General features: G+C 37.4%; 18 protein-coding genes. 9 read left to right on the top strand and 9 right to left on the bottom strand.

The genetic code is table 11. The features are described from left to right. Positions 1 to 132: 132 nt before the first annotated feature. Positions 133 to 2,070: a DNA topoisomerase (ATP-hydrolyzing) subunit B gene (gene gyrB, locus QNJ50_RS11915; RefSeq protein WP_300635521.1), complete on the top strand. Its 1,938-nt coding sequence runs from the start codon at positions 133 to 135 to the stop codon at positions 2,068 to 2,070. Positions 2,071 to 4,183: 2,113 nt separating this feature from the next. Continuing rightward, the gene (gene rpoD / locus QNJ50_RS11910; RefSeq protein WP_027838859.1) at positions 4,184 to 5,353 is read left to right on the top strand and encodes an RNA polymerase sigma factor RpoD; all 1,170 of its coding nucleotides are present in this window, start codon (positions 4,184 to 4,186) and stop codon (positions 5,351 to 5,353) included. Between the two features lie 139 nt (positions 5,354 to 5,492). Here rpoD and QNJ50_RS11905 read toward each other — a convergent pair whose 3' ends face one another. Together QNJ50_RS11905 and gyrA are read right to left on the bottom strand one after the other, a co-directional pair. Next, positions 5,493 to 5,672 (bottom strand): chlorophyll a/b-binding protein, encoded by a 180-nt coding sequence (locus QNJ50_RS11905; RefSeq protein ID WP_027838860.1) that lies wholly within the window; start codon positions 5,670 to 5,672, stop codon positions 5,493 to 5,495. A gap of 748 nt (positions 5,673 to 6,420) precedes the next feature. After that, positions 6,421 to 8,922 (bottom strand): DNA gyrase subunit A, encoded by a 2,502-nt coding sequence (gene gyrA / locus QNJ50_RS11900; protein WP_300635516.1) that lies wholly within the window; start codon positions 8,920 to 8,922, stop codon positions 6,421 to 6,423. A gap of 276 nt (positions 8,923 to 9,198) precedes the next feature. On the opposite strand from gyrA, the gene QNJ50_RS11895 reads away from it, so the two are divergent. Then, positions 9,199 to 9,606 carry a response regulator gene (locus tag QNJ50_RS11895; protein ID WP_300635514.1) on the top strand — a complete coding sequence of 136 codons (408 nt, stop codon included), beginning with the start codon at positions 9,199 to 9,201 and terminating at the stop codon, positions 9,604 to 9,606. 464 nt (positions 9,607 to 10,070) lie between these two features. Here the strand turns inward: QNJ50_RS11895 and QNJ50_RS11890 are convergent, their stop codons facing one another. Further along, on the bottom strand, positions 10,071 to 10,970 hold the full coding sequence (locus QNJ50_RS11890; protein WP_300635549.1) for a tetratricopeptide repeat protein: 900 nt from the start codon (positions 10,968 to 10,970) through the stop codon (positions 10,071 to 10,073). A 695-nt stretch (positions 10,971 to 11,665) separates the two neighbouring features. Between QNJ50_RS11890 and QNJ50_RS11885 the strand changes: the two genes are divergently transcribed. From QNJ50_RS11885 to QNJ50_RS11875, 3 genes are all read left to right on the top strand, one after another. Beyond that, the gene (locus QNJ50_RS11885) at positions 11,666 to 13,135 is read left to right on the top strand and encodes an efflux RND transporter periplasmic adaptor subunit (RefSeq protein ID WP_300635513.1); all 1,470 of its coding nucleotides are present in this window, start codon (positions 11,666 to 11,668) and stop codon (positions 13,133 to 13,135) included. Beyond that, positions 13,132 to 14,349 carry an ABC transporter permease gene (locus QNJ50_RS11880; RefSeq protein ID WP_300635512.1) on the top strand — a complete coding sequence of 406 codons (1,218 nt, stop codon included), beginning with the start codon at positions 13,132 to 13,134 and terminating at the stop codon, positions 14,347 to 14,349. Before QNJ50_RS11885 ends, QNJ50_RS11880 begins: the two co-directional genes overlap by 4 nt. Before the next feature lie 306 nt (positions 14,350 to 14,655). Further along, complete coding sequence (locus QNJ50_RS11875) at positions 14,656 to 15,390, top strand: ABC transporter ATP-binding protein (protein WP_300635511.1); 735 nt, start codon at positions 14,656 to 14,658, stop codon at positions 15,388 to 15,390. Positions 15,391 to 15,580: 190 nt separating this feature from the next. Here QNJ50_RS11875 and QNJ50_RS11870 read toward each other — a convergent pair whose 3' ends face one another. Both QNJ50_RS11870 and queG read right to left on the bottom strand, forming a co-directional pair. Then, positions 15,581 to 16,228, bottom strand: a complete 648-nt coding sequence (locus QNJ50_RS11870; RefSeq protein WP_300635510.1) for an HAD-IA family hydrolase — start codon at positions 16,226 to 16,228, stop codon at positions 15,581 to 15,583. After that, positions 16,225 to 17,175, bottom strand: coding sequence for a tRNA epoxyqueuosine(34) reductase QueG (queG, locus tag QNJ50_RS11865; protein WP_300635509.1), 951 nt, complete (start codon positions 17,173 to 17,175; stop codon positions 16,225 to 16,227). Before queG ends, QNJ50_RS11870 begins: the two co-directional genes overlap by 4 nt. A 234-nt stretch (positions 17,176 to 17,409) precedes the next feature. Here queG and QNJ50_RS11860 point away from each other — a divergent pair, with 234 nt between their 5' ends. Further along, a complete protein-coding gene (locus QNJ50_RS11860; protein ID WP_300635508.1) occupies positions 17,410 to 17,931 on the top strand; it encodes an orange carotenoid protein N-terminal domain-containing protein in 522 nt (173 codons plus the stop codon). 543 nt (positions 17,932 to 18,474) lie between these two features. Then, positions 18,475 to 18,915: a ketosteroid isomerase family protein gene (locus QNJ50_RS11855; protein ID WP_300635507.1), complete on the top strand. Its 441-nt coding sequence runs from the start codon at positions 18,475 to 18,477 to the stop codon at positions 18,913 to 18,915. A gap of 138 nt (positions 18,916 to 19,053) precedes the next feature. On the opposite strand, the gene QNJ50_RS11850 is transcribed toward QNJ50_RS11855, so the two are convergent. The 4 genes from QNJ50_RS11850 to QNJ50_RS11835 form a co-directional block, all read right to left on the bottom strand. After that, entirely contained in the window at positions 19,054 to 19,494 is a 441-nt protein-coding gene (locus QNJ50_RS11850; protein ID WP_300635506.1) for a hypothetical protein, read from the bottom strand. 809 nt (positions 19,495 to 20,303) lie between these two features. Beyond that, positions 20,304 to 20,726 carry an anti-sigma regulatory factor gene (locus QNJ50_RS11845; RefSeq protein ID WP_300635505.1) on the bottom strand — a complete coding sequence of 141 codons (423 nt, stop codon included), beginning with the start codon at positions 20,724 to 20,726 and terminating at the stop codon, positions 20,304 to 20,306. Positions 20,727 to 20,729: 3 nt separating this feature from the next. After that, positions 20,730 to 22,427, bottom strand: a complete 1,698-nt coding sequence (locus tag QNJ50_RS11840) for a SpoIIE family protein phosphatase (RefSeq protein ID WP_300635502.1) — start codon at positions 22,425 to 22,427, stop codon at positions 20,730 to 20,732. 180 nt (positions 22,428 to 22,607) lie between these two features. Next, complete coding sequence (locus QNJ50_RS11835) at positions 22,608 to 23,315, bottom strand: response regulator transcription factor (protein WP_300635500.1); 708 nt, start codon at positions 23,313 to 23,315, stop codon at positions 22,608 to 22,610. A gap of 1,099 nt (positions 23,316 to 24,414) precedes the next feature. Here QNJ50_RS11835 and QNJ50_RS11830 point away from each other — a divergent pair. Continuing rightward, positions 24,415 to 25,170 (top strand): WecB/TagA/CpsF family glycosyltransferase, encoded by a 756-nt coding sequence (locus QNJ50_RS11830; protein WP_300635547.1) that lies wholly within the window; start codon positions 24,415 to 24,417, stop codon positions 25,168 to 25,170. The last annotated feature ends 182 nt before the right edge of the window (positions 25,171 to 25,352 follow it).

The raw sequence follows: 25,352 nt of genomic DNA, 5'->3' as shown, positions 1-25,352 counted from the left end.
TACATCCCCTAAAAAAAATTCTTCCCAAAAAGGTCTAAATTCGCCATCAAGGCTTTTGTGCTAGAATTCGGGAGTATTTTTAACTTGTTTGCCCCAGCGGCGACTTCAACCCCACAAATCAGGAGAATTTTCATGACGAGCAGTTACAGTGCCGATCAGATTCAAGTTCTGGAAGGTCTGGAACCCGTCCGCAAACGACCGGGGATGTATATCGGTAGCACAGGACCAAAGGGACTCCATCACTTAGTTTATGAAGTGGTCGATAACTCAATCGATGAGGCTTTGGCAGGTTACTGTACCCACGTGGAGGTGGATCTGAACGTCGATGGTTCTGTTACTGTGACAGATGACGGTAGAGGTATTCCTACAGATGTCCACCCGCAAACAGGAAAGTCAGCTTTGGAGACTGTATTAACTGTTCTGCACGCCGGAGGTAAGTTTGGCGGTGGTGGATATAAGGTTTCGGGAGGATTACATGGGGTTGGCGTATCTGTGGTCAATGCCCTCTCGGAATGGGTAAAAGTTACGGTTTGGCGGGACAAAAAAGTTCATACTCAACTTTATGAACGTGGTGTACCAACAAATGAATTACAAGTTCAACCGGACAAACAATCACGTCATGGTACAAGAGTCAATTTTAAGCCTGACGAACAGATATTTACTCATACCACAGAATTTGATTACATTACTTTAGCCAGTCGCCTGAGGGAATTAGCATATCTGAATGCAGGCGTCAAAATAACTTTTACTGATAATCGTTTAGAATTACTAAAAACCGACGCACCAAAGGTTGAAAGCTACGAATACAAAGGCGGTATTCGCGAATATATCGCCTACATCAACCGCGATAAACAGCCACTGCATGAGGAGATTATTTTTGTTCAGGGAGAACGTAATAATGTCCAGGTAGAGGTTGCATTGCAATGGTGTACTGATGCCTACAGTGATAATATTTTGGGCTTTGCGAATAATATTCGTACTGTGGACGGCGGTACTCACCTTGAAGGTTTAAAGGCTGTTCTTACCCGAACTTTAAATACAATTGCCCGCAAGAAAAACAAACTTAAAGATGGTGACTCTAATCTAAGTGGCGAACATGTCCGTGAAGGGTTAACCGGTGTGATTTCTGTCAAAGTGCCCGAGCCGGAATTTGAAGGACAAACCAAAACTAAACTTGGTAATACTGAAGTTAGGGGAATTGTTGATTCTTTGGTGGGAGAAGTTCTCACTGAATATTTAGAATTTCACCCCAGTGTTGTTGATTTAATTCTAGATAAAGCTATTCAGGCGTTCAAAGCTGCAGAAGCCGCCCGTCATGCACGGGAATTAGTACGACGCAAATCTGTATTGGAGTCTTCACCTTTACCCGGTAAGCTTGCAGATTGTTCTTCTCGTGACCCCAAGGAATCAGAAATCTTTTTAGTAGAGGGTGATTCTGCGGGTGGAAGTGCAAAACAAGGTAGAGACAGACGTTTTCAAGCAATTTTGCCACTTCGAGGTAAAATTCTCAATATCGAGAAAACAGATGACTCCAAAATTTATAAAAATAACGAAATTCAATCGTTAATTGCTGCTTTAGGCTTGGGTGTTAAGGGAGAAGAATTTGATGTTTCCCAGCTCCGTTATCATCGAATAGTTATCATGACTGATGCTGACGTGGATGGCGCACATATCCGTACTTTGTTATTAACTTTCTTCTATCGCTATCAAAAAGCCCTGATCGAGCAAGGTTATATTTACATTGCTTGTCCCCCTCTATATAAGTTAGAACGAGGACGCAATCATTACTATTGCTATGATGAACGTGAAAAAGAAAGAATTATTAGTCAGTTTCCAGCTAACGCTAATTACAATATTCAACGCTTCAAAGGCTTGGGTGAAATGATGCCCGCCCAGCTTTGGGATACAACCATGAATCCTGAAAGTAGAACTTTGAAACAAGTTGAAATTGAAGATGCAGCTGAAGCAGATCGTATTTTTACTATTTTGATGGGCGATCGCGTCGCGCCTCGACGGGAATTTATTGAAACATACGGCTGTCAACTCAACCTTGTTGAACTAGATATTTAGTTCGGAAAAAATTAAATAGTTGTATTTTTATTTAAACCTATCCAAAGATTGTTAATGTGGGTAGGTTTTGCTTATTATAGCGGTTTTCGGTTGAGTGTAGTACACCTCGTAGAGACGTAAAATTTTACGTCTCTACATTTGGGAATTAGAAAATGTATTTGATTCAAATGAAAACCGCTATATTTTCATTAAAAATTTTACCTACTTGGTTTTTAAGCTTTTTAGGGTTAAGTATATTTTATAAATTAAAATAGATACTTAATAAGGTGACCAAAAAGTTTACTGCTCACAGATTTCAGCTTTCAACAATGTCCTAACCTATATAGGTAGTGCTGTAGCTTCGGTACAATAAATAGGTAACTGTCCTAAAAAATAACAAATATCAACAATAATCGGTTATTCGGTTTATATGAAATAAGATATTGATTATTTGAAAGCTAATCCTGCTCTAAACCTGTAAATTCATGACAATTAAATCAGAAAATCAAATACTTATTCCGAAATTGTAGTAAATCAAGCTTCCTGTCCTCTTAGTATCCCTAAGATAGATCACAATAGATTCAAATAGTAATTGAGGTTAGATATTTTGTTTTGACCTACAATTAGCATTCTCGATGAAACTGAAAAATTTCCTGAGTGAGATTTTTAAGCCAAGTTTAGTGGAAATTTGCCATTGAGTCGCGAGTGCACTCCCCAGTAAATACATGCTCACCCAGGCAATGTATTAGATAATACATACTGTGCGTGCAAAATATAAATTCGATCCTAACAAAACTGGATTAATAGTATTCCTAGTATAACTTTGCAAAACAAAGATGTTGTGGGAAATGTTTGTGCTGTCTAATTGTCTGTTTCGTAACTTTTCATTTAAAATCAAATACGCTCATAGTTCATTGCAAATATTCTAGAGTCATTCAGAATGACCCATGTACGTAGTTATATACGTAAGTATATTGGATTAACATTATGAGAGTAGTTTACTTTAGAATTAGATAAACAGGTAATCACAAACACAAAAATATTATGATGCAGGTATTAATTTGCTATGCAGTTTTACCAAAATTAGGTTAATATCGGGAATCTTAAGTGCCAAATTAATTCGGATTGATTAAAATATCTGTGTATACAGTGATAAAACTTTGTCAAGTTTCATAAGGTTGAATTTTCAAGAATGCGCTAACGTGTGAATATGACTGAATTGATAAAACCTAAATAGGTCTTTATACAGTAGTTCAGTTATGACAACACCAAATCGTTATTTTACCGTGAGGAAGTTTGCCTTTATTACAATAATGCGATTCAAAGCAAGATACTGTTGCTGTTTAAAGCTCAGAAATATATGGATAAGTTAGAGCAAAAACTGGTAAATAAATTTACCATAATCTACTTGTCTGTAGTATGTATCTGCTCAAAAAAAACTCTCGTTATATGGTAAACCTAACTACAAAAGATGGGGAATTTATAAAGTATGTACGAATATGGAATAGTTAAAATTTATTTTATAAACCTGATATAAAATGCTTTATATCTAGGTAGTTCCCATTTTTCTTCTTTATTTAGAAGACTGTAATGACTGAGACGAAAAATTGCTTGAAAATAAAGAAGTTTTTACTGCACTTTAGGAAACAAACAAGTAAAAAAGATTAAAGCTCGTGGCTATATCCAATGCTCATATCTTTATCTTTTTACTACAGTTACTTTACCTTACTTAATTACTTTACGGATATCATACAAAAAGAAAGTGCAATTTCAGTGAAACAAGCTACAATCGGAACAGTCTTTACAGAAAAACTGCCAAAAACCATATTGGTTTGTATGAAACAGTAAATTTTTAATCAAGATGAGTCTTTTTTTTGACCAACTTAGTTAAAAACAGGTGTTGTCAAACAGCATAAATCGTATCTACCTTAATACTGGGATAAAGCTTCTTTTCAAAATTGATTGCGCCACACAATTATTTTTTTGCGCAATCTCTGGAGCCATAAATCCTAAGAATTAATTTAGGTTAATCGTTAAGATAGCCTTCGAAATTAAGAAGGCAAATAGCTCAGTTAATAAGAGCAGTAAACACAAATTGAGTAATTGATTCTGCAAGGAGCATGAGGAACGCGGCATGAACCAGGCTAACAACGTACTCGAAAACATTTATCAGCCTGATCTGGAAATGATCGAACGAGCGGAAATTGGATTGGATGAACTTTTAGTCGCTGAAGAGGATGATTTGCTGATCGGCGAGGAAGGCGACGAGGAAGAATTTTTAGGCCCTCAGTCTGAAGAGGACGCTAAGTCTGGAAAAGCCGCAAAATCGCGTCGCCGTTCGCAAACAAAGAAAAAGCATTATACCGAGGATTCGATTCGTCTTTACTTACAAGAGATAGGTCGCATTCGCTTATTACGAGCGGATGAAGAGATCGAATTAGCAAGAAAAATTGCTGATTTGCTGGAAATGGAAAGAGTTCGCGAAAAACTTTCACAACAGTTAGACCGCGAACCTCAAGATAGCGAGTGGGCACAAGCTGTGCAGATACCTTTACCACAATTTCGTTATCGCCTTCATATTGGTCGCAGGGCAAAAGATAAGATGGTGCAATCCAACTTACGCCTTGTAGTTTCAATTGCCAAGAAATATATGAACCGTGGCTTATCTTTCCAGGATTTAATTCAGGAAGGTAGTCTTGGTTTAATTCGTGCTGCTGAGAAATTTGATCATGAAAAGGGTTATAAATTTTCTACCTACGCAACATGGTGGATTCGTCAGGCGATAACAAGAGCGATCGCGGATCAATCGCGTACAATTCGTCTTCCAGTCCACCTTTACGAAACTATTTCTAGAATTAAAAAGACAACTAAGCTTCTTTCTCAAGAAATGGGACGTAAACCTACCGAGGAAGAAATTGCAACCAGAATGGAAATGACCATTGAAAAGTTGCGCTTTATTGCCAAGTCAGCCCAGTTACCCATATCTCTAGAAACACCAATTGGTAAAGAAGAAGATTCTCGCTTAGGTGACTTCATTGAGTCTGACGGTGAAACACCAGAAGATCAGGTGTCAAAAAATCTTCTTAGAGAAGATTTAGAAAAGGTACTTGATAGTCTCAGTCCTCGCGAACGAGATGTTCTTAGACTACGTTATGGCTTAGATGACGGTCGGATGAAGACTCTCGAAGAAATTGGACAAATTTTTAATGTCACCCGCGAACGCATTCGTCAAATTGAGGCAAAAGCACTGCGTAAATTACGCCATCCAAATCGTAATAGCGTTCTCAAGGAGTATATTCGCTAAAAAATATTATGTTCAGGCGCAGCAAGTTGCGCCTATATATAGTTTACTTATCAAAATGAAAAAACTGGAAGTGCTAAAGACTCCCAGTTTTTTTTTATTTACGTAACAGTTAATGTAACAAACATTATTACCAGAAAATTTACAGGATACCCCAGAAGTGTAAAAACCCCTGTCCGGAAAATACTTCAATTAGAGCAGCTGCCACAAAACCAATCATTGCTAAACGACCATTCCAGATTTCTGCTTGGGGAGTAAAGCCCCAACGCCAAGCATTACGTTCTTCTGCTACGGGGGCAACAGTTTTAGTTGAATCTGTCATAACTAGATCTCCAAAGTTAATTAAATTAAGTAAAGTTTTGATTACTTAAGTTAAATTTTATAACATTCGACATCTAATATGCCATTTAAATTTATATTTTTATTACTCAACATTGACATATATATTATTTGGTGATTTTTGAATAAGTATCATCCTTTGGATAGAGCCAATCGAAGCTCGTTTGCACTAGCTTTCTTTCAAGATTGTTGTAAATTGTTTAGGTTTTTTAATTAAAAGATAATGTACTGACTCATACTGGTCAGTTTTGAATACTACTATTTGAAGAATAACTGTGAAAATATACGTATCTAAAATAAGACATTGCTGAATAAAAGTATTGATAGTGGCTGTAGAGACGCGTTAACGCCTAGCGGTTAGCGTACCGGTTTGGACGCGTCTAACTACGAATGCACAAGGCTTACGCCGACGCCGCAGGCTCTAGGTACTGTGTGATCCTAAGGTCATAATATCGCGTCTCCACAAGGTTCTTAATTGTGCAAAGAATGCAATTCATATCTCAGCAATGCTTAAAATAATCCCCACCAACATATAAGGAGGGGCATATAAAATCAATTTCCGTATCCTATTACAGTCATTAGAATTGTTACTCCCCTACAACTCTAAGATTGCCTATGAAAATTCTCCTTTTATTCCCATACCCGCCATATTTTCCCATCTTACTCAATTAGGTAATTTTCCGTCGGGATAGGAGTAATTAACCCCCGTTGTTAATGAAACGGGGGTTAATTTAACTTTTAGTAGTTGTGATTGGGATTGCCGTAATCACTTGTTCATCACGGTTGAGTTGCACGCTCATTTTTCCTTTATCATCTTTTCTAGACAGAGGAATATTTTCAACGGATAATCTGACTAGACGTTGATGGTTGGTTACTAGACCGATTTCAGTATCATTATTTGTTTGAACAACACCAGCCAAATTATCTGTTTTAATTGCAAACTTCAGGGATTGGGCACCCAAATCACCTCGATGAGCCAATTTCACTTTACTGAGGTTAATGCACTTTGCATACCCTTGTTGCGTTACCAGCAGTAAGTTTTGATTTGCAATTAATTTGATACAAGCAATTAATTTTTGTTGTTTGCCCAAACGCATACCCTGCAAACCCATAGCAGTACGCCCCATCACCGATACTTCTTCATCATTAACTTCAAAGCGCAGCAATCTTCCACCAGAGCTAGCCAAAATTAATTGTTCCCCTGCATTAATAAATTGGGCGCATAGCAATTCGTCGTCATCCTTGAGTTTAATGATGGTGACACCGCGACGGGTAAGGTTAGACATTTCGGCAACCGAAAGACGTTTGATTCTGCCCTGTCTGGTGACAAGAATTATTTCACTATTTTCCGGGTTTTCCGGTAGAATAAAGCGATTGATAATGTTTTCTTGATTACTTTGTGCACTTGGGCTAAGTAAAGTTATTAAAGGAGTTCCCCTTGCCGATCTTCCATTACTACGAGGAATATCCCCTACTGTAATCGGATATACTTTACCTCCACTAGTAATAACGAGTAAATCTTCTTGGGTATTGGCGATCATACTTTGGACTACAAAGTCGTTATCAGGCATCACACTTTCAGCCTTTGACTTCTTCCCTGTGTTCTGAAGGCGTCGCACATATCCCCTTTGGCTAAATTCCAATCTTACTTCTTGGGGTGGTACTTGCAGTGATGAAGTTTGTCCCCTGAAGTTTTTTTGTTTACTTGCCCCTTGAGGAGAATTGGGCTTATAGCTTTCTATTATCTTAGTACGACGGGAGTCACTATATTTGCGTTTGAGAGAACGTAAATCTTTTTTGAGCGCCTTAAGAAGTTCCCGACGGTCGTTAAGTAATTTTTGTAATGTATTTATCTGTGCTTCTAACTCTTCTGACTCCTGTTGTAAGTTCTGTTGTTCCAAATTTGTTAAGCGTCGCAATGGCATTGCCAAAATAGCATCGGCTTGTTCTTGAGTTAAATCTAGTTCGTTCGCAAGAGTCATTTTTGCTGTACTACCATCAGCAGCTGATCTCAAAACTTCTATAACTAAATCAATATTTACCAAAGCTTTGAGTAAGCCAGATACTAAATGTAACCGACCTTGTTTTTTCTGCAGTTCGTGGGTATAGCGGCGGTTAAGAGTATGCTCTCGAAAATTAAGAAACTCCTGTAAAACTTGTCGAAGAGATAATTGTCGGGGCTGACCTTCTACCAAAGCCAAAAGTGTAACTCCAAAATTACCTTGTAATGCGGTTAATTGGTACAAACGTTGGAGAACTTCATGGGGGTTTGCATCCCGCTTTAATTCTACTACCACTCGCATTCCTTCGCGATCGCTTTCATCACGAATATCAGCAATACCCTGTAGCCGACCGTGGTTGACAAAATCAGCAACTTTTTCAATCCAACCGGCTTTATTTACTTGGTAAGGTAATTCAGTAATTACAATTGCTGTTCGACGTTTGCTTCCGCGTCCGCCTGGTATTTCCTCAATTTGGGCTACTCCCCGCAGTAAAATACTCCCTCTACCACTTTTGTAAGCTTCGTGAATTCCTGATTTTCCAACAATTTCCCCACCGGTGGGAAAATCTGGTCCTGGAATCAACTCAAATAATTTATCGTCAGATAGATTAGGATTATCAATTAAGGCAATTAATCCATCTACAACTTCATTGAGATTATGCGGTGGAATATTTGTTGCCATCCCAACAGCAATCCCAGCACAACCATTAAGTAACAAAAAAGGTAACTGTGCTGGTAATACCGTTGGTTCTGCTTGGGAATTATCAAAATTAGGGATAAACTCTACTGTTTCTTCCCCTATTTCCGAAAGCATTCCTTCATGGCTCACAGGTGCAAGGCGAGTTTCTGTATAACGCATTGCAGCCGGTGGATCGTTGTCCACACTACCAAAATTACCATGTCCGGCCAGCAAAGGATAGCGACTGGAAAAATCTTGTACTAGCCTGACTAAGGCATCATACACAGCCTGATCGCCGTGGGGATGGTATTTACCCAAGACATCCCCCACTACACGAGCACATTTACGATAAGGGCGATCTGGTGTCAGTCCCAATTCGTGCATTGCATACAAAATTCTCCTGTGAACTGGCTTTAAGCCATCACGCACATCCGGTAGTGCTCGCCCCACAATCACACTCATGGCATACTCGAGATACGATTGTTGCATCTCGGTGTGCAGGGCTGTGACGATCACCTGTCCCGGTGAGAGAAGGTTTAATTGTTTTGCCATGAGCTTTTAACCTGAAATTTAACTACACAACAATCGCGATAAATTAACATAGCAGCAACCACAGCATAAACCACAGCATAGCGGATGAAGTGGCGTTGATTACAAAATATTGATGCTTTCAAAATAAAAATCAGTAATTTTATCCTTGATCGAGTCCTACTAGATTGATTATTAAAAAGAGGCACGTACATAATATGAAATTGGACTAAGTGGTATTTACCCTCATGTCCGCATGTACTTTTAAGATTAAGATTGGGTATAAAAAATTAAGTGCTCATGAGAACAGTTTTAATTGTCGAAGACGATCTAATTAATGCTCGCGTTTTTTCGAAAATTTTGACAAAACGCGGTGGTCTGGATGTTAAACACACTGAAAATGTGGATGAAGTCATCAGAATTGCTCAAGCAGGAGAAGCAGACATAATTTTAATGGATGTTTCCCTATCTAGAAGCGTTTATCAAGGTCAGTCTGTTGATGGGATTAAAATTACACAGATGTTAAAATCCGATCCTCAAACGGCTTCTTTGCCAGTAATCTTGGTGACAGCCCACGCAATGGAAGGCGATCGCGAAAATTTTCTCAAGCAAAGTGGCGCAGACAGTTATATCTCGAAGCCAATTGTCGATCATCAACAATTTGTCGAGCAAATTGTGGCGCTGCTACCTGAGAAAAACAGCGGTTAAAGAAATACATTATCTTCATTATTGAAGAAATTCTACCCTTGACCTCGATAAGGCTTCCAGAAATTCTAGAACTTTTGCATTCTTTGTCCTTAATTTAACAACCTATGTCACTAACAATTGCTCGTCAACTATGTCGAGTGAATTTTTTAGTAGATTAATGTATATGTACTACCAAGTAAAGCCTTTGAGCAAGTAATACACATATACTTTTCCTCGTATGAGATATGCAAGGTTTTTGCTCTAAGATCGCAAAAAATGTTAGTTTCAGGCTTAACTCCATATAGGTGCTAATAAAAGACAATTTAGGGGCAAGTTTTCTACTTGCCCCTCATAATATTCTAGAACTGGAATGACTTGACAGAAATGTGTGAATGCTAGATGTGAATTCTTGGTGCAAATGTTGTCTGGATAGATATGATGTTCCTGACTAATGGCAGGTGGCAATAAGCCAGTGGCAATAAATTTTATCTGGGCCGTGGTAAATTACGATTGCGCTGGAGAGTTGCCTGAATTTGAGGAAGCTGCAAGAACTGCTCGGTATCTAACAAAAGACGTTGACCCCAGAGATTTTGTTTGAGAAAGTCCAGTTGAGCATAACGTCCATCTGTGCGGAGTGCTTTTTCTCCAATTGCGATACTTTTTTGTCGGTCACCTCTAGCATAAAGTGCAACGGCTAGTGCCAATTGAGGTTCTGCAGTTGGTTGTTTGGTTTCTTCTGCTTTATTAATGGCTTCTTTCCACTTATTCATTGCCCCAGAAACATCACCCTGTTCGTACAAAATTAAACCAATATTATTTATTGCGGGCCAGAATTTTTTATTGTGGGATATTGCTTTTTCGTACTGGGAAATAGCTTCCGGATGCTTGCCTAGCATATAATTTGCATTTGCCAAATCAAACCACCCTTCCGGATCTTTAGGTTTCAATTTTAAACCACTTTGGTAATAAACAACTGCCTTTTGATATTTTTCCTGCTGAAAATAAACCGAACCTAAAGCAAAAAGAATGTCTCCATTTTTAGGGTTGAGAGTTTTTGCTCTTCCCAAGGCTGATGCTGCATTATCAAAGCTTTTAGTTTGTAAATATAAGCCACCCAATAGAAACCAAACTTTATCATTTTTCGGGGCTAGTTGAGATGCAAGCTTTGCCCTTGGTAAAGCCATTTGCTGAATCATGTCAGGTGATGGCTGAAACTGTGCTATTTGAGCAGCTTCCTGTGCTAAGCTTAAGCCTTGCTGTTCTAATTTGTTGCGATCAAGTTGGAGCGTATGAGGTACTAGTGCTTGGGCATTCGCACTTGGAATTACCCCACCACAGAAACTACAACCTATCATTACAGAAACTAAAGCTATCCTTTTTGGCACATTACCGCGTCGCTGCCAGACATTAAATAATCTTTCAGATAGGTTAAACGATTTATGGAGAGAGTCAAAGGACATTTTTACGGTCATCTATATCAGGTTTGTTCCATTGTTACAACAATTAATTTACAGATAGTTATTAATTAGATCCTGACAGAAACTACATTTACGCAGTAACAATTAACACGGAATAAATAAAAACTAACTGTCTCATATCCAATTTAACAACCGAGTCGCCTCAAAAACAGAAATATTACTTGTAAATTCAAATTACTTGAAGAATTTGAAGAAAATAAATCTCAAATAACGTTCAAAGGTATTTTTTACTTTATTAACACGATGAATGATTTTTAGTTGGTTTTTATACTTTTTATTTGCATTTAAATTTCAGCCAATAATATAGCAGTTTTATTCAATTTACGGGCAATAATGTCAAAATTTCAATATCTATCTGCAATCAATAGGCAGAAGTAGGAAAAACATCACAAGGGAAGAATAATTAACTGATACAGAGCAAAAATAAGTATATTTTAATTCTTCAGTAGGAAGAATGATTGGCAGGGCAAAAAACAATCAGAGCTTTAAAAGTTAACATAAAAAAGTAAAACAAATTATTTACTCGAAAAACAAAAATTGGGAAAGTCATATTTCTCAAATGTAGAAATTATTTAACAAGGCATTATTACAAAGTTGCTATTATGGCTACACCCATAGAAGTTCCCTTGATTGGCAAAATTAAATACCCATTACGTTGGTTGATAGGTGGAATTATCAGCGTAACCTTAATTATTGGGTCAACAACAGCCTACACTATTGTAAGTCGTGGCAATCGCAAAGAAAATATTACTCAACTAACTGTTCCTGTTACTGCGAAAAATGTTACTTTGCGGATTGAGGCAAGTGGTAGGGCTGTACCAATAAAAAGCGTCAACCTGAGTCCAAAAAATCAAGGTACTCTGACAAGTTTATATGTAGAACAAGGCGTTCGAGTGAAGAAAGGGCAAATTATTGCCAGGATGGATAGTGCAGATGTACAAGCAAGAATTTTACAAGCTCGTGCTAATTTGGGACAATCTAAAGCACAATTGGAACAGGCTATTAATGGTAGTCGTCCCCAAGAAATTTCCCAAGCCAGAGCTCGATTAAGACAAGCTGAAGCACGTTTAACAGCAGCTAAAGTAGGAAATCGTCCCCAAGAAATTGCTCAAGCCAAAGCCCAAGTGGCATCAGTAAAAGCTAGAGTTGATTTAAGTAGCGAGCGACTGCGCCGTTACAGAGCATTACACAAGGAAGGCGCAGTACAAAGAGATACATTGGATCAATACATTAGTGAAGATAATACAGCTAAAGCTAATTTACAAGAAGCAGAGAAAAGGCTGGCTTTGCTAGAAAGTGGTACTCGTTCGGAAGAAATTGCTCGTTTAGAAGCATCTGTTGCAGAAGCTCGTGAAGCACTTAAGTTGTTAGAAAAAGGTTCTCGCCCAGAAGAAATAGCTCAAAGACGTGCTGCTGTGGCGGCATCTGAAGCTCAGTTAAAAACGGAACAGGTTAATTTAGAAAATACAATTATTCGTGCACCTTTTTCTGGGGTTATTACTCAGAAGTATACAGATGCAGGTGCGTTTGTTACTCCAGATACTTCAGCTTCGACTAGTGCTTCAGCAACTTCTAGTTCTATTGTTGCTCTAGCCCAAGGATTAGAAATTTTAGCCGATGTGACTGAAGCTGATATCGGCAGAATTAGAACGGGACAAGCTGTAGAAATTGTTGCTGACACCTATCCTGATGAAGTCTTTAAAGGTCGCGTGCGCTTGATTTCTCCAGAAGCAGTCAAAGAAGAAGGTGTAACTTTATTTAAGGTGAGGGTCACCATTGAAACTGGTACGGATAAATTGCGTTCTGGGATGAATGTAGATTTGACCTTTCTAGGAGATGAAGTCAATAATGCTTTATTAATACCAACAGTAGCAATCCTGACAGAGAAAGGTAGAAATGGAGTTTTAGTTCCGGATGGAAACAATAAACCCCAATTTCGTGAAGTAACAATAGGTTCGCAAGTTCAAAACGAAACACTAATTCTTGAAGGTTTGCAAACAGGGGAACGAGTATTTTTGAGTCCTCCCGAAGAGTACAGAATCAAAAAAGCACGGGAGGAGCAAAATAAATGAACTTTCTTGAAAGCATCCAAATGGCGGGAAGAACCCTGCTATCAAATAAGTTACGTAGTGCTTTGACTATGTTAGGTATTGTTATTGGTAATGCCTCAGTCATAGCTATGATTGGAATTGGTGAAGGAGGACAAAAGTTTGTCACCAAAGAGTTAGAATCTCTTGGTCCAAACGTCTTATTTGTGATTCCGGGTAATCAAGAAACCCAGCGAATAACCTTTGAAATTCCTAGAACTTTAGTACTTGCAGATGCAGAAGCGATCGCCACTCAAGTACCTACAGTTGTTGGAGTTGCTCCAGAATTAAATCGCAGACAGTTAGTTACCTACCGCAATCAAAATACTAACGTTAATGTTATTGGAACTTCACCAAGCTTTCCTGAAATCCGAGAATTTGAAATTGAAAAGGGGCGTTTTTTCAGCCAAATTGACCAGGATCGCAGCAATCGAGTTACCGTTTTAGGTGGAGACTTGGCAGAAAGGTTATTTGGTGATAGCAATCCAGTTGGTAAACAGTTACAAATCAAAAATGTTAGCTTCCAAATCATTGGTGTATTAACTCCCAAAGGTTCTAGCGTGGGTGCAGACTATGACGAAACAGCATTAGTACCTATCACGACCGCAGCAAATAGACTTATTGGGAGAAATTCCCCCTATGGTATTGCCTTAGATTATCTTGTAGCTTCTGCCAAAGATGGTGATAGTGTGGAAGCTGCAGAGTTTCAGATTGCAAATTTACTACGTCTGCGACATAACATAGTTAGTGAAGATGATTTTACGATTCGTTCGCAAAAAGATGCTTTAGAAACAGTCGGTCAAGTTACTGGTGCTTTAACAATTATGCTTGCAGCGATCGCAAGTATATCTTTATTTGTTGGCGGTATCGGCATCATGAATATTATGCTGGTTTCCGTTACCGAACGCACTCAAGAAATTGGACTGCGCAAAGCAATTGGAGCAACCCAGAGGGATATCCTACTGCAATTTATTATTGAAGCTATTATTGTTTCTGTGGCTGGAGGTTTAATTGGTACTGGATTGGGTGTAGGTGGTATAACTTTAGTTTCAGCTTTGACTCCCTTGGAAGCAGGAATTTCCCCTATTACTATTTCTATTACCGTTGGTGTGTCCGGTGGAATTGGTTTATTTTTTGGTGTGGTTCCTGCTCGTCGCGCGGCTAAACTTGACCCGATTGTGGCTTTACGAAGTGCTTGATAGTTTAAAAGATGACTTTATCAATTCCCTACCCACATGATGATTAAGACTTATTATCAGGTCTTGAAAAAATTTCTTCTTCAGCAGATCTTAATGCAAAACCATTGACCCAAGTTGTGGGTTATTAAGTAATACGGTTCAGTTAAACCTAAAGTGCTAATTGGGGAAAAACTGGTTTTTGTGTTTTGCAGATACCCCTCTTTGGACTCATATAATCTTGTCAAAATAATTCACTCCTCCAGTCAAAATATGTGAACTTATAACTTTAAATCCAATCCCTAACCTCAAAATATCCTAATTCCCACAATGATAAATAATAAAACTGATAGACCAGCAATTATCCGCTTAGAAAATATATTTAAAATTTATGGTAGTGGCGAAACCGAAGTCAAAGCACTTAATGATGTCAGTCTAATTGTGCGACAGGGTGAATACTGTTCAATTATGGGACCCAGTGGTTCCGGAAAATCCACAGCCATGAATATTATTGGTTGTTTGGATCGTCCTACTTCGGGAAGTTATTATCTCGACAACGTCAATGTTGCACAAATGGATGATACTCAACTAGCACATATTCGTAATAAAAAATTGGGATTTGTATTTCAGCAGTTTCATTTATTACCCCAATTGACAGCATTGGAAAATGTAACCTTACCAATGGTGTATGCAAGTCTTCCAAAAAGCGAACGACTGGAAAAAGCAGCAGAAGCACTCAAGCGAGTTGGTTTAGGAAATCGCTTAGAAAATAAGCCCAATCAACTATCTGGAGGACAACAACAACGGGTTGCGATCGCTCGTTCCATTGTTAACCGTCCGGTAGTACTTTTAGCTGACGAACCGACAGGAGCGCTTGACTCTCGCACAACTCAAGAAGTACTAGATATTTTTGGCGAACTTAATGCTAGCGGGATTACTGTTGTAATGGTAACCCACGAACCAGAGGTAGCTCGTCAAACAGAGCGTATTGTCTGGTTCCGTGATGGTGAGGTTATAGAATCCAACCTGACTCCATCTGACCTAGTTAAGACAGCTACTTTCTAGTTTTTAATTGCGAACGCAGCAAGTCCCTAAGTTAGAAAGACTGTATTTTACAAAGAAATACAGTACTGTTTTTATCTGCTTATTACCAATTACCATATGACACTTACGCGTCACGCTTCGCTAACACTGCGTTAGCAGTGCGGGCGTATACCAATTACTAATTACTAATTACTGTTATTAGAATATACCTCTATCGTATTTCACATCTTTGGATTACATCCAGCAATTCACTTGGATGAGTAACTATAAAATCTGGATTTTGCTGACTTAAAACTTCTTCGTTATTGAAACCCCAAGTCACTGCAATAACTTTAATATTAGCTTTTTGAGAAGCTTCTACATCCCTGGTTTCATCTCCAACATAAATAGCTTCTGAAGATTTTATTTGTTTCTGTCTGAGAACATTATTAATAATAGTTGTTTTACCAAAAATTGTTACTCCTGAATAAATAAATTCAAAGATACTTTCTAAATCATTTACTTTAAGAAATTCTTTAACATTTTCTTCGGAGTTAGAAGTAATAATACCTAACCTATAATCTTTTTCTTTAAGAACTAATAAAGATTCCTGAATTCCCGATATAGGTTTCAGATCCGGAATTTTTCTTTTTAATTCTCCTTTAACTTTTTTAACAAGAAAAGGAATTTTAAACACTGAAATTCCCGAATACTTAATAATTTCTCTAGAAGTTAAGTTTCTCAGTAAAGCCAGTTCTTCTGGAGTTATTTGTGGATAACCAAATTCAAGAGCCAAACGGTTAGCAATAACAACAAGGGCTTCAACTGTATCAGCAATAGTGCCGTCAAAATCAAATATAATTACTTTCTGGGTCGTCATTCTGGTGCCCCTAATGTGTCAAGATTCGCACGGGCATTCCGTCGTAACATTTCTGGCTTGATTCGCCGCAACGCCGACGCCGGAAATTGCCGATCCCACTCTTCGTTAGAGATTTTGGCTAATTCTACCAGCTTAGGTGCAAGATTCCCAGAGTAAGGATTAAACTCTTCAATGTCAGTTGTATGGGCAAAACGCTCATTCCAAGGACAAACATCTTGACAGATGTCACAACCTGCAACCCAATTTTGTAAATTAGCTTTTATATCTTCTGGTAATTGTTTTTGCCTATTTTCAATTGTATGATAAGCAATGCAGCGATTCGCATCAACTACAAATGGTTTGGTAATTGCATTTGTTGGACAAGCATCAAGACAACGGGTACAACTACCACAATGTTCTGTGTGAGGATTGTCTGGGGTCAGTTCTATATTTGTCAGAATTTCTCCTAAAAAAACCCAAGAACCATGCTCTCGAGTAATCAAGTTACCATTTTTGGCTATCCAACCAATTCCAGCTCTTTGTGCCCATACTTTATCTTGTATTGGACCTGTATCTGCATAATAACGAGTTTTAATTTCTGGGCTGAAGTTTTCCAACCACCTACAAAGCACCTTTAATTTTTTGTGCATCACTTTGTGATAGTCTCTTCCCCAAGCATAGCGAGAAATTTTGGCATATTCTAAACCTTCGGGTCGCTGGTGTGGAGTATAGTAGTTCAATGCTACACAAATTAGCGATCGCACTTCGGGCATGACTAATTTAATATCTTGCCGCTTGGGTGAATTCATCCACTCCATATCAGCGTGATAACCTAAAGCTAACCAAGCCCGTAATCGTTGCATTTGGTTATCAATAACATCTATATCAGCGATCCCTACTTGATGAAACCCAATTTCTAGCACCTTTTGCTTGATTTGAGCGCTGCTGATGAAGGTAAATTGATTCATTTATCTTATTCTTATATATTTCAAAATTTACCAACAAAAAGCACCCCTATCTTACATCAAACAACCGATCCCCATTTTCTCTATCCTTTGCGCACTATATTTGTAAATTTTATTTGCAAATTATTAACTTTGTATGCAAAATGGCAATTGGAAACTTAAGCAAAAGGATAATAACACTTTTGTATTGTTTTCCAAAGAAATACAGCTAATTAAGTGGTCGATCGTGGTGTTATCATGACGTTTACTGCAGATTCAGCGCAAAACTTTTTTTCTGATATCTCTAATTACAGCACTCAAAAATCTAGTGCAATCACTAGTGCGATCGCTGTTTTAAGGAGTCTGAATGTTGATGAACGACTGGCATTACTGTGGTTTATTCACACAAAAGTTGGATACTATATCAATCCCGCAGCAACAGGTCCAGCTCGTTTGCATTTATTCACAGGGCTTTTAAATCAGATAAAGCTCATGAGTAATGAAGAGCAACTCCAGGTTATGCGAGATCTAATTGCTCAAAAAAATACTCAAATATCCCGTTCCTATGGGATTTTCAGTAACAATACAAAGTTAGCCTTCTGGTATGAACTATCAGAACTAATGGAACAAGGAATCGTAATACCAATATCCACTGAACATGAGCTTTCACCGCAAGGAAAAGAAGCCATCGAATTATTTAAAAAGCTAGGCTTTGCCCAACAAATTACTGTTTTACGTAAGGTTGTTACAGAGATGGGCGTCAACCCCTTCATTGAATAATATCGACGCAAATAATCCGAACTAACAATCCAAATTTTGATTAATTTCTCCAAATTTAACCAGTAGTTGTAAGTTATTTTCTTAATCCTGAAATTTGGATGCTTGAATCACACTGTAAAATCTAGAACAAACTCAACTAAGTTTACTTCCCACTGTAGAGCTTTCACCAAATTAATTCGATTTAAAAACTCTATGCCTGGTATTAAGTTTTACTTGTATATTGGTTCGTAGCTTGTTTCTTATACCAATTTCATTTAGTGAGACTACCAAAATGAAACTCAATTACAAGATATGATTTTATTCCTGGCATACCATCTGTAGCTTGAATTTAGGAAATTGGTATTAATTACTAGATTTGTTGTTTGTATCTGCCTAAAAACCAAATTATTTGAAAATACAAGTTGTGCATTTGCAGGTTTTATTTAAGAGCTCAGATATTTAACAATCACACAGTGGAATTTCAATAAATTATTCAACTCATTTTTATGACTTTCTTTGATGAAAGATAGATTTTGAAACTTGTGAGGATGATTGACGATTCTTATGAAAAATACCAAGTTCGAACAAGTTAATACTGCGGAAATCGGAAATTTTGTGCTATCTACGCTCCAAAGTGAAAGTATCAACGAATCAATCATATCTCGTTATTTTCAAACAATGAACGCAGGAGAATTTCATCTAACTGCTGAATTGTTTGGAGAAAATGGTGTTATGTATACCCCTTATGGGGAAGCTATCGTTGGTAAGGAGACTATTTTTAATTACTTAAAAAAAGAAGCCCAAGATATCAAAGTGTACCCTCGCCAGACTATTACTGGAAAAATAAAATCAGATAACTGTAGATTTCAAGCTACTGGTAAAGTGAAAACTCCTTTATTTGGAGTTAATGCTTTGTGGGATTTTGCCTTAGGAAAAAATAAAGAAATAATCAGTGCCAAAATTAAGCTTTTAGCTTCTTCTAAAGAATTGTTGTTTGCTGGATGATAATAAAAAGACTCAATCTTTAATTAGTTTATCTAGTGGTTTAGCTGATTAATTAGTTTAAGTGAGAGATTAATCACAGAATTATTATCGGTAGTATTTTGAGGTGTTTGGAGGTCTGGCGACCTCCACCTTCCCAAATTATTTGTTAACAGTCGCAGCTCCTCCCAAAGATCGCATCAAAAGTTTTCTCCCTAAATCAATGTCAGCAGGAGAACACCGCCAATCTGGGTGGGCTGTCATTAATAGAGCATCTAGAGTTTCTCGATCAAACAAGTGGGAAACTGGAGCAAAATCATCTTTAACTTCTAAGGCATAACAGTTATCACTTATACAATGAATCGTGCAAGTGCTCGCAACCCTAGTCAAAGTCATTTTTTCTGTAGGTCGCAGCGACCGAAATTGAAAAATTATTTGTTTGAGTTCACTTCTTGAAGATACTATTGGTCCAGGTATTGCCACTGCCTGATTCCGATCTCCATTTACTGCGATCCAATAACATCGACTTGGGTCAACTCCTTCTAACCAGGATGAACGATCATCGAGTCGATAGCGTGGTGATAAACAGAATAAAGTCTCCATCGATTACAATTTGTATTTTATACTTTTACGCGAACCAAATTATGCTTTTTGAAAGCAGGATTTTAAATAGTTTTGAATACCTACTAAAATCACTATAAGCCGACTAAACAGTTATAGCTACAAATCTAATTATTTATTATTATTTGAATTCCCTTACTTGTAAGTCCAATATCTTTAGCAAAATTTATCAATTAATTTACTTTTTATTACAGAAAAAATATTACTGCATCATAACCTTTGAGGATATGTTGACTGAAACTTGAAAACTAGGAAGATTATTTGCTAAAAGTCTAATTACAGGAATTACTTTAACTCCTCTAAAAGCAGCTTTCATACTTTTAAATTAAGCTTACTTCAATGTTATGTCATATTTAGCAGTGGAAACTGCAGCATATATCATGCTTGCTTACAATTTTAGAGTATTTTTCCTGTTTTCAAGCTCTATTTTCTAAATTTAGTCAATAATTATCAAAAACTATACACAGCCTTATAACTAATTAAAAATATAAATGTACGAATATGTGCTTTGATGATTATCAATTTTTGTAATTAAAATATTCTAAGTTAAATTTAATCTTCGATTTATACCGTCAGATTAATAGGAACTCTCGTGAATTATTTTCAGGTGTATGGCTGCAAAACTCTGAAAAAATTCATAATTTAACAAAAATAAAACGCCGCATGGGGTAAATTTGTCAACTAGGATCGATTTTTGTCCCTTGCTCGGAATAATCTAATAATATTTTTACTCTCTCATATATTTTTATAGGAAATAAGGCTTTTAAAGTAATTAGTAATGATTTATGATTTTAATTTTGTGCAGGTAAGGAAACTTCTAGTTTTAGGCAATTACCACCATCAACCTCCAGATCGTATTCAACCTTGTCCATAAGACGATTCATAATCAACCATCCATAACCCCCTTCTTGCTTCTCTGATGGAGCGGGAGGAAAATAATTTGATAAGTCAAAACCTTCGCCGCGATCCCAAATTTCCAGAGCAATATCTTCTTTCCTAAGTTCCAAGCGGATCAATACCGGGAGATTGGGCTTTTCTTTGTGAGCGTGACGTACTACGTTCGAGTAGGCTTCAACCAACACTAAACGTAATCGATTTGATTGGTGAGACCAATCAAAAGACTCGCCTAACTCAGCTTGCAAGCATCCCAGCAACCAGTTTTCAACAATCGTTAAAAACTTCAAGTCACTTGGTACGTGAAGCTCACTTTTCATCCTTTACAAAACCTCCAAAGAGAGTATAGTTTGGTCATCTTCTTGAATTCGATTTTCAGCTTGAATGCGGGAAAGTAGATTATCGAGAGAAAGTGGTTGTTTTTCTTGTTTTAAAAGTTGCCACAGACCTTCTTGATTGAGCATTAATTTCCCACTGGCTTGCGTCCCAACAATTTCTTGGGTAGGGTCTACCGTTTTACTCGCAACCGATGCTTCTGTCACCCCATCGCTCGTTAATATTAGTGTGTCTCCAGTTGCTAGTGCTAAGCAATCGCACTCTGCTTGCCATTTGGGCAATATACCTAGTGGAATACCACGAATTTTCAAATATTGAGGAACTGTTACTGAAGCCGCATCACCCGACCAAAGTAATGGGTAAACGTGACCAGCATTAGCATATACTAATTCTTTAGAGCTAGGTGTGTACCGAGCCAAAACTGCAGTAATGAAGTAATTATTACTAATTAAATCCTCGTTTAAAGCATTATTTAAATTTTGCATGACGATATTTGGCATTGGCGGTATTTCCTGTGATAATTCCCGACGCAATACTGAAATTGCACTAGCCATGAATAGAGCTGCAGGAACCCCTTTCCCAGAAACATCACCTACTGCTAACCAAATATCTCCTCTTGGATGAACAAATACCTCAAAAAAATCTCCCCCAACTTCTCTTGCTGGGTAACAGCAAGCTTGAAGTTTAACATCTTTGAGATCTGGTAAACTTTGTCTCAATAAATTATGTTGAATCTGTCGAGCAACTTCCAGTTCGACACTAATTTGATGTTGTTTTTCTTGAAGACGCTGGTAAAGTTTTGCCTGGGAAATTGCCAAAGCGGCTTGTTCTGAAACTCCTTTTATTAAAGAAATATCTTCCAATTCCCACGGACAACTATCACTCTGCTGGTAAAGCACAAGTACGGCTAGCAAACTTTGTTGGTATTTCAACGGTAATGCTAAATGTTGCCAAACTTTAGAGCCTTCGGAAGATTCACTGAGTTGATACTCCCCAGATTTAAATACTTCATCAATCAGGGAACTGGAATCTGGGTAAATGTTAATTTCAGGATTAGTTTCAGGATTAGTTTCAGAAAACTCTGCACTATGGTAAGAGAAGCTATTTAATGTCAGACAGTTATCTTCAACTGGTCTAAGCACGCAACATGTTGCGGCAAAAGTTTGTCCAATGGTTGCAACTATTTTTTGCAACATGCTCTCGTAGTCTAAGGATTCTCTAATGGCTGTAGTAACTGCGTTAAACAAAGATTCCCGTCGTAAAGCGCGACCTAACTCACTGGTACGTTTTTTAACTACACGATATGTTTCAGTTGCTTGTTCAACTATGACTCGGAGCTTGTCTGGCTTCCAAGGTTTAGTTATATACTTAAATACTTGACCAGAATTTATTGCATCAACTAAATCTTCTACATCTGTAAACCCTGTTAGTAAAATGCGTATTGTATCTGGGAAGCGATCTACAGTCAGGCTGAGAAACTCTGTACCATTCATTTCTGGCATTCTTTGATCGGAGATAATCACAGCCATTTCGCCTTGCTTTTCTAAAATTTCTAAAGCTTTTTTGGCATTATCAGCTTTAAATACTCGAAAATCCCTCCTAAAGGTACGATAAAGTAGATCTAAATTATCTGGCTCATCGTCAACTACCATGAGCTTAAGCTTTTCTACATCTGTCTCAGTCATATTCGACTTTGTATTTTTACAAGTTTTTGACAATTAATGATTGTATATTTTTATCCCAAATTATAAGTGACTAAAAATAAAAATGAATAAGCAGAAGATAATTCACTCACTTTGAAAATTTTTATTTTCAAAGTTGTAAATCACCCTCAGATTTGAACTTAAAGGTTCCCTTAAAAATTTTTAACCAACTAATCCGGAACGTAACGCTCGAACTGCAGCTTGGGTGCGATCGTCAGCACATAACTTATTTAAAATATTTCGAACATGGGTTTTCACGGTACCAACGGTAATGTAAAGTCGCTCCGCAATCACAGCATTACTACAACCCTCAACAATTAACTGTAGTACCTCCAGTTCTCTTTCCGTAAGGGTATAGGGGTCAATGGAGTCACGATCCTCAGTTTTTTGAAGATTATGAGCTACTACTTTACTTTCCACCGCCGCAACTTCTAGTTTTGGCGAATTATGTTGAGCTTGTTGTAAAACAATCCGTGCGATCGCAGGATCGATCCAAGCATTACCATTGTAAGTGTGTCTTACTGCTTCAAGCAAATTATCATACCTGTCTTTCATACAATAGGAGTCTGCACCTGCTGCAAATGCTGCTAATACAGATTCCTTATTGTCCCTCAAAGTCAAAATTAATACCTTAGTCGACGAGTTGCCAGTTGATTTAACTTCTTTTGTAAGTTCAATTCCATCTTTATCGGGCAAACCGATATCGACAATCGCAACGTCTGGTTGGTATTTTTGTAATAATTTCAACCCTTCAATAGCATTTGACGCTTCTCCAACAACTTCGAAGTCTTCCTTGTGTTTTAACGCTGTCCTGATACCCAGCCTGGTTAAATCATGGTCTTCGATCAGAGCAACACGAATTTTGTTCATATAAAAAACCTCCGAGATTCTAGAAACCCCACATTTTTAGTTGGGGAGGAAATTGCTTCAATTAAATTTGCGCTGTGGGAGCGCTTTCTACCTAAATCTTGCGGGTTATTCACCCTTCAGTTAACTTAGCTGTAACGGATTGCTTGTATAAGTAATGTTAGGCTGACAATGTTTCCATCGGCATTCCCAAAAAACACTACTTCAACCCCTTTTAGTTTGTTTTACATTTTTGATTCTAGGGCTCAAGTTGGGTTGCACCGCACTACATAGTAAGCAAGAATCCAAAGGTGAGAAATTTAGCTTGTGGTTTCAATGTAGGAACTTAATTCTTAGTCAGTTCGGTAAAAGTCCGTAAATTAGAAGCTCATAACCGAGATTTGCTGACAATTGTGGTTCCCGCTTACATAACAATGTACTCAAACATTGGGAAAAATATATTTGGAATACACTCGCGTAAAAGTTTATATTAGAATATTTTTTTGCTCATACGATACATTTCTCTGAGCATTAGCTATAGAAAAATTGCATCTACAATATACCTAGAATTTCACACCTAGAATTTAGCCTTGAAATCAAAAATAATGTTTTATCCTAAAATTAGGAATGACCTTATTTTATATGAGGCTGATAAGTGATTACTTGCAGTTTATGCCTCTACCGTAAGTCATAGTCGAACCGTAGCACCAGTAAATTTATACTCTTTCAACTCTTCATATCCCTTGCTGACAATTTTTCATCTCAGAAGTGGTTATTAACCTCCTTTGCTAAAAGTATACTTGTTTGGGCATAATATTGGTGAATTCCCAAGCAGAATTAAAAGTAGTTGTTCTTTATCTGAGAAATAGGTTTAAGAAAAACTTGATGTGGAAATTTTTTGTATGAAATTCATTGGGATAATTAAGAAAACAATACTCTCAGTTCCTGTGTGAACAATTTTACATTCTTAGTTTAAGCAAGTTTCAGAATCAAAGATACAAATTTTTTTTACTCCTAGTAATAAATTTTTGATAGGCAAAATTTGCACTAATTATCCTTAATAAAAATTTGATAAACTATCGTTCAATAAAACTTGGTGTGAGGCTAATTGCAGATGGATGTTATGTCTGAATCGCCAAAACAATTTTCGATTTTGGGATTACCAGTTCATGTAATGAATGATTATACATACTGGTTATTAGAACGTTTGCAAGCAAAAGTTGGAACTCACGTAGTTACAATTAATGCAGAAATGACCATGCAGGCGGAACAAGATCCATCTTTAGCTGAGGTCATTAAAAATGCTGATTTAGTTATCCCAGACGGGTCTGGAATAGTTCTGTATTTACAATGCCTACTGTGGCAAAAAGTACAAAGAACTCCCGGAATTGAGTTAGCTCAAATGCTATTGCAAAAGTTAGAAAAGTTAGACTTTAATCCAAAAGTATTTTTCTATGGTGGAGCACCTGAAGTTGCTAATAAAGCCGCAAAGTATTGGCAAACTCAAATTCCTAGTTTAGGAGAAATAGATTGTTATTGTGGCTACCATTCTTCTCAAGAGGAAAAAGAGTTACAGGAGAAGTTGAGTCAAATTCAACCACAAGTGATTTTTGTTGGTTTGGGCGTACCACGCCAAGAATTATGGATCGCTCAAAACCGACATTTATGTCCTGAAGCAATCTGGATGGGAGTTGGTGGTAGTTTTGATATTTGGTCTGGAAATAAAAATCGTGCACCAGCTTGGTTGGGAAATAATCATTTGGAGTGGCTTTACCGCCTTTATCAGGAACCATGGCGTTGGCGACGAATGTTAGCTTTACCTCAATTTGCGATCAAATCTATCATTTATAGTCTGACTTCTATTGGTGCAATTGGTTAAGATTCAGACGTTGTACTGTTGAATATTTTAAATTGAAAGTTTGAATTTCCCAGGTTCAGCCTGGGAATAATTATTTTGTGTTTGCTATTTTGTTTTAGCTCCCAATCAATTTAAAACTAAAACTTCTCCCAGTGCAGCAGCAGTATGCAATTACTAAAATCAAATATTGATACTAATTTATC

This window comes from Mastigocoleus sp. MO_188.B34 (genome assembly GCF_030065675.1).
GTDB lineage: Bacteria > Cyanobacteriota > Cyanobacteriia > Cyanobacteriales > Nostocaceae > Mastigocoleus.
This window is presented reverse-complemented; position numbering and strand designations above follow the sequence as displayed.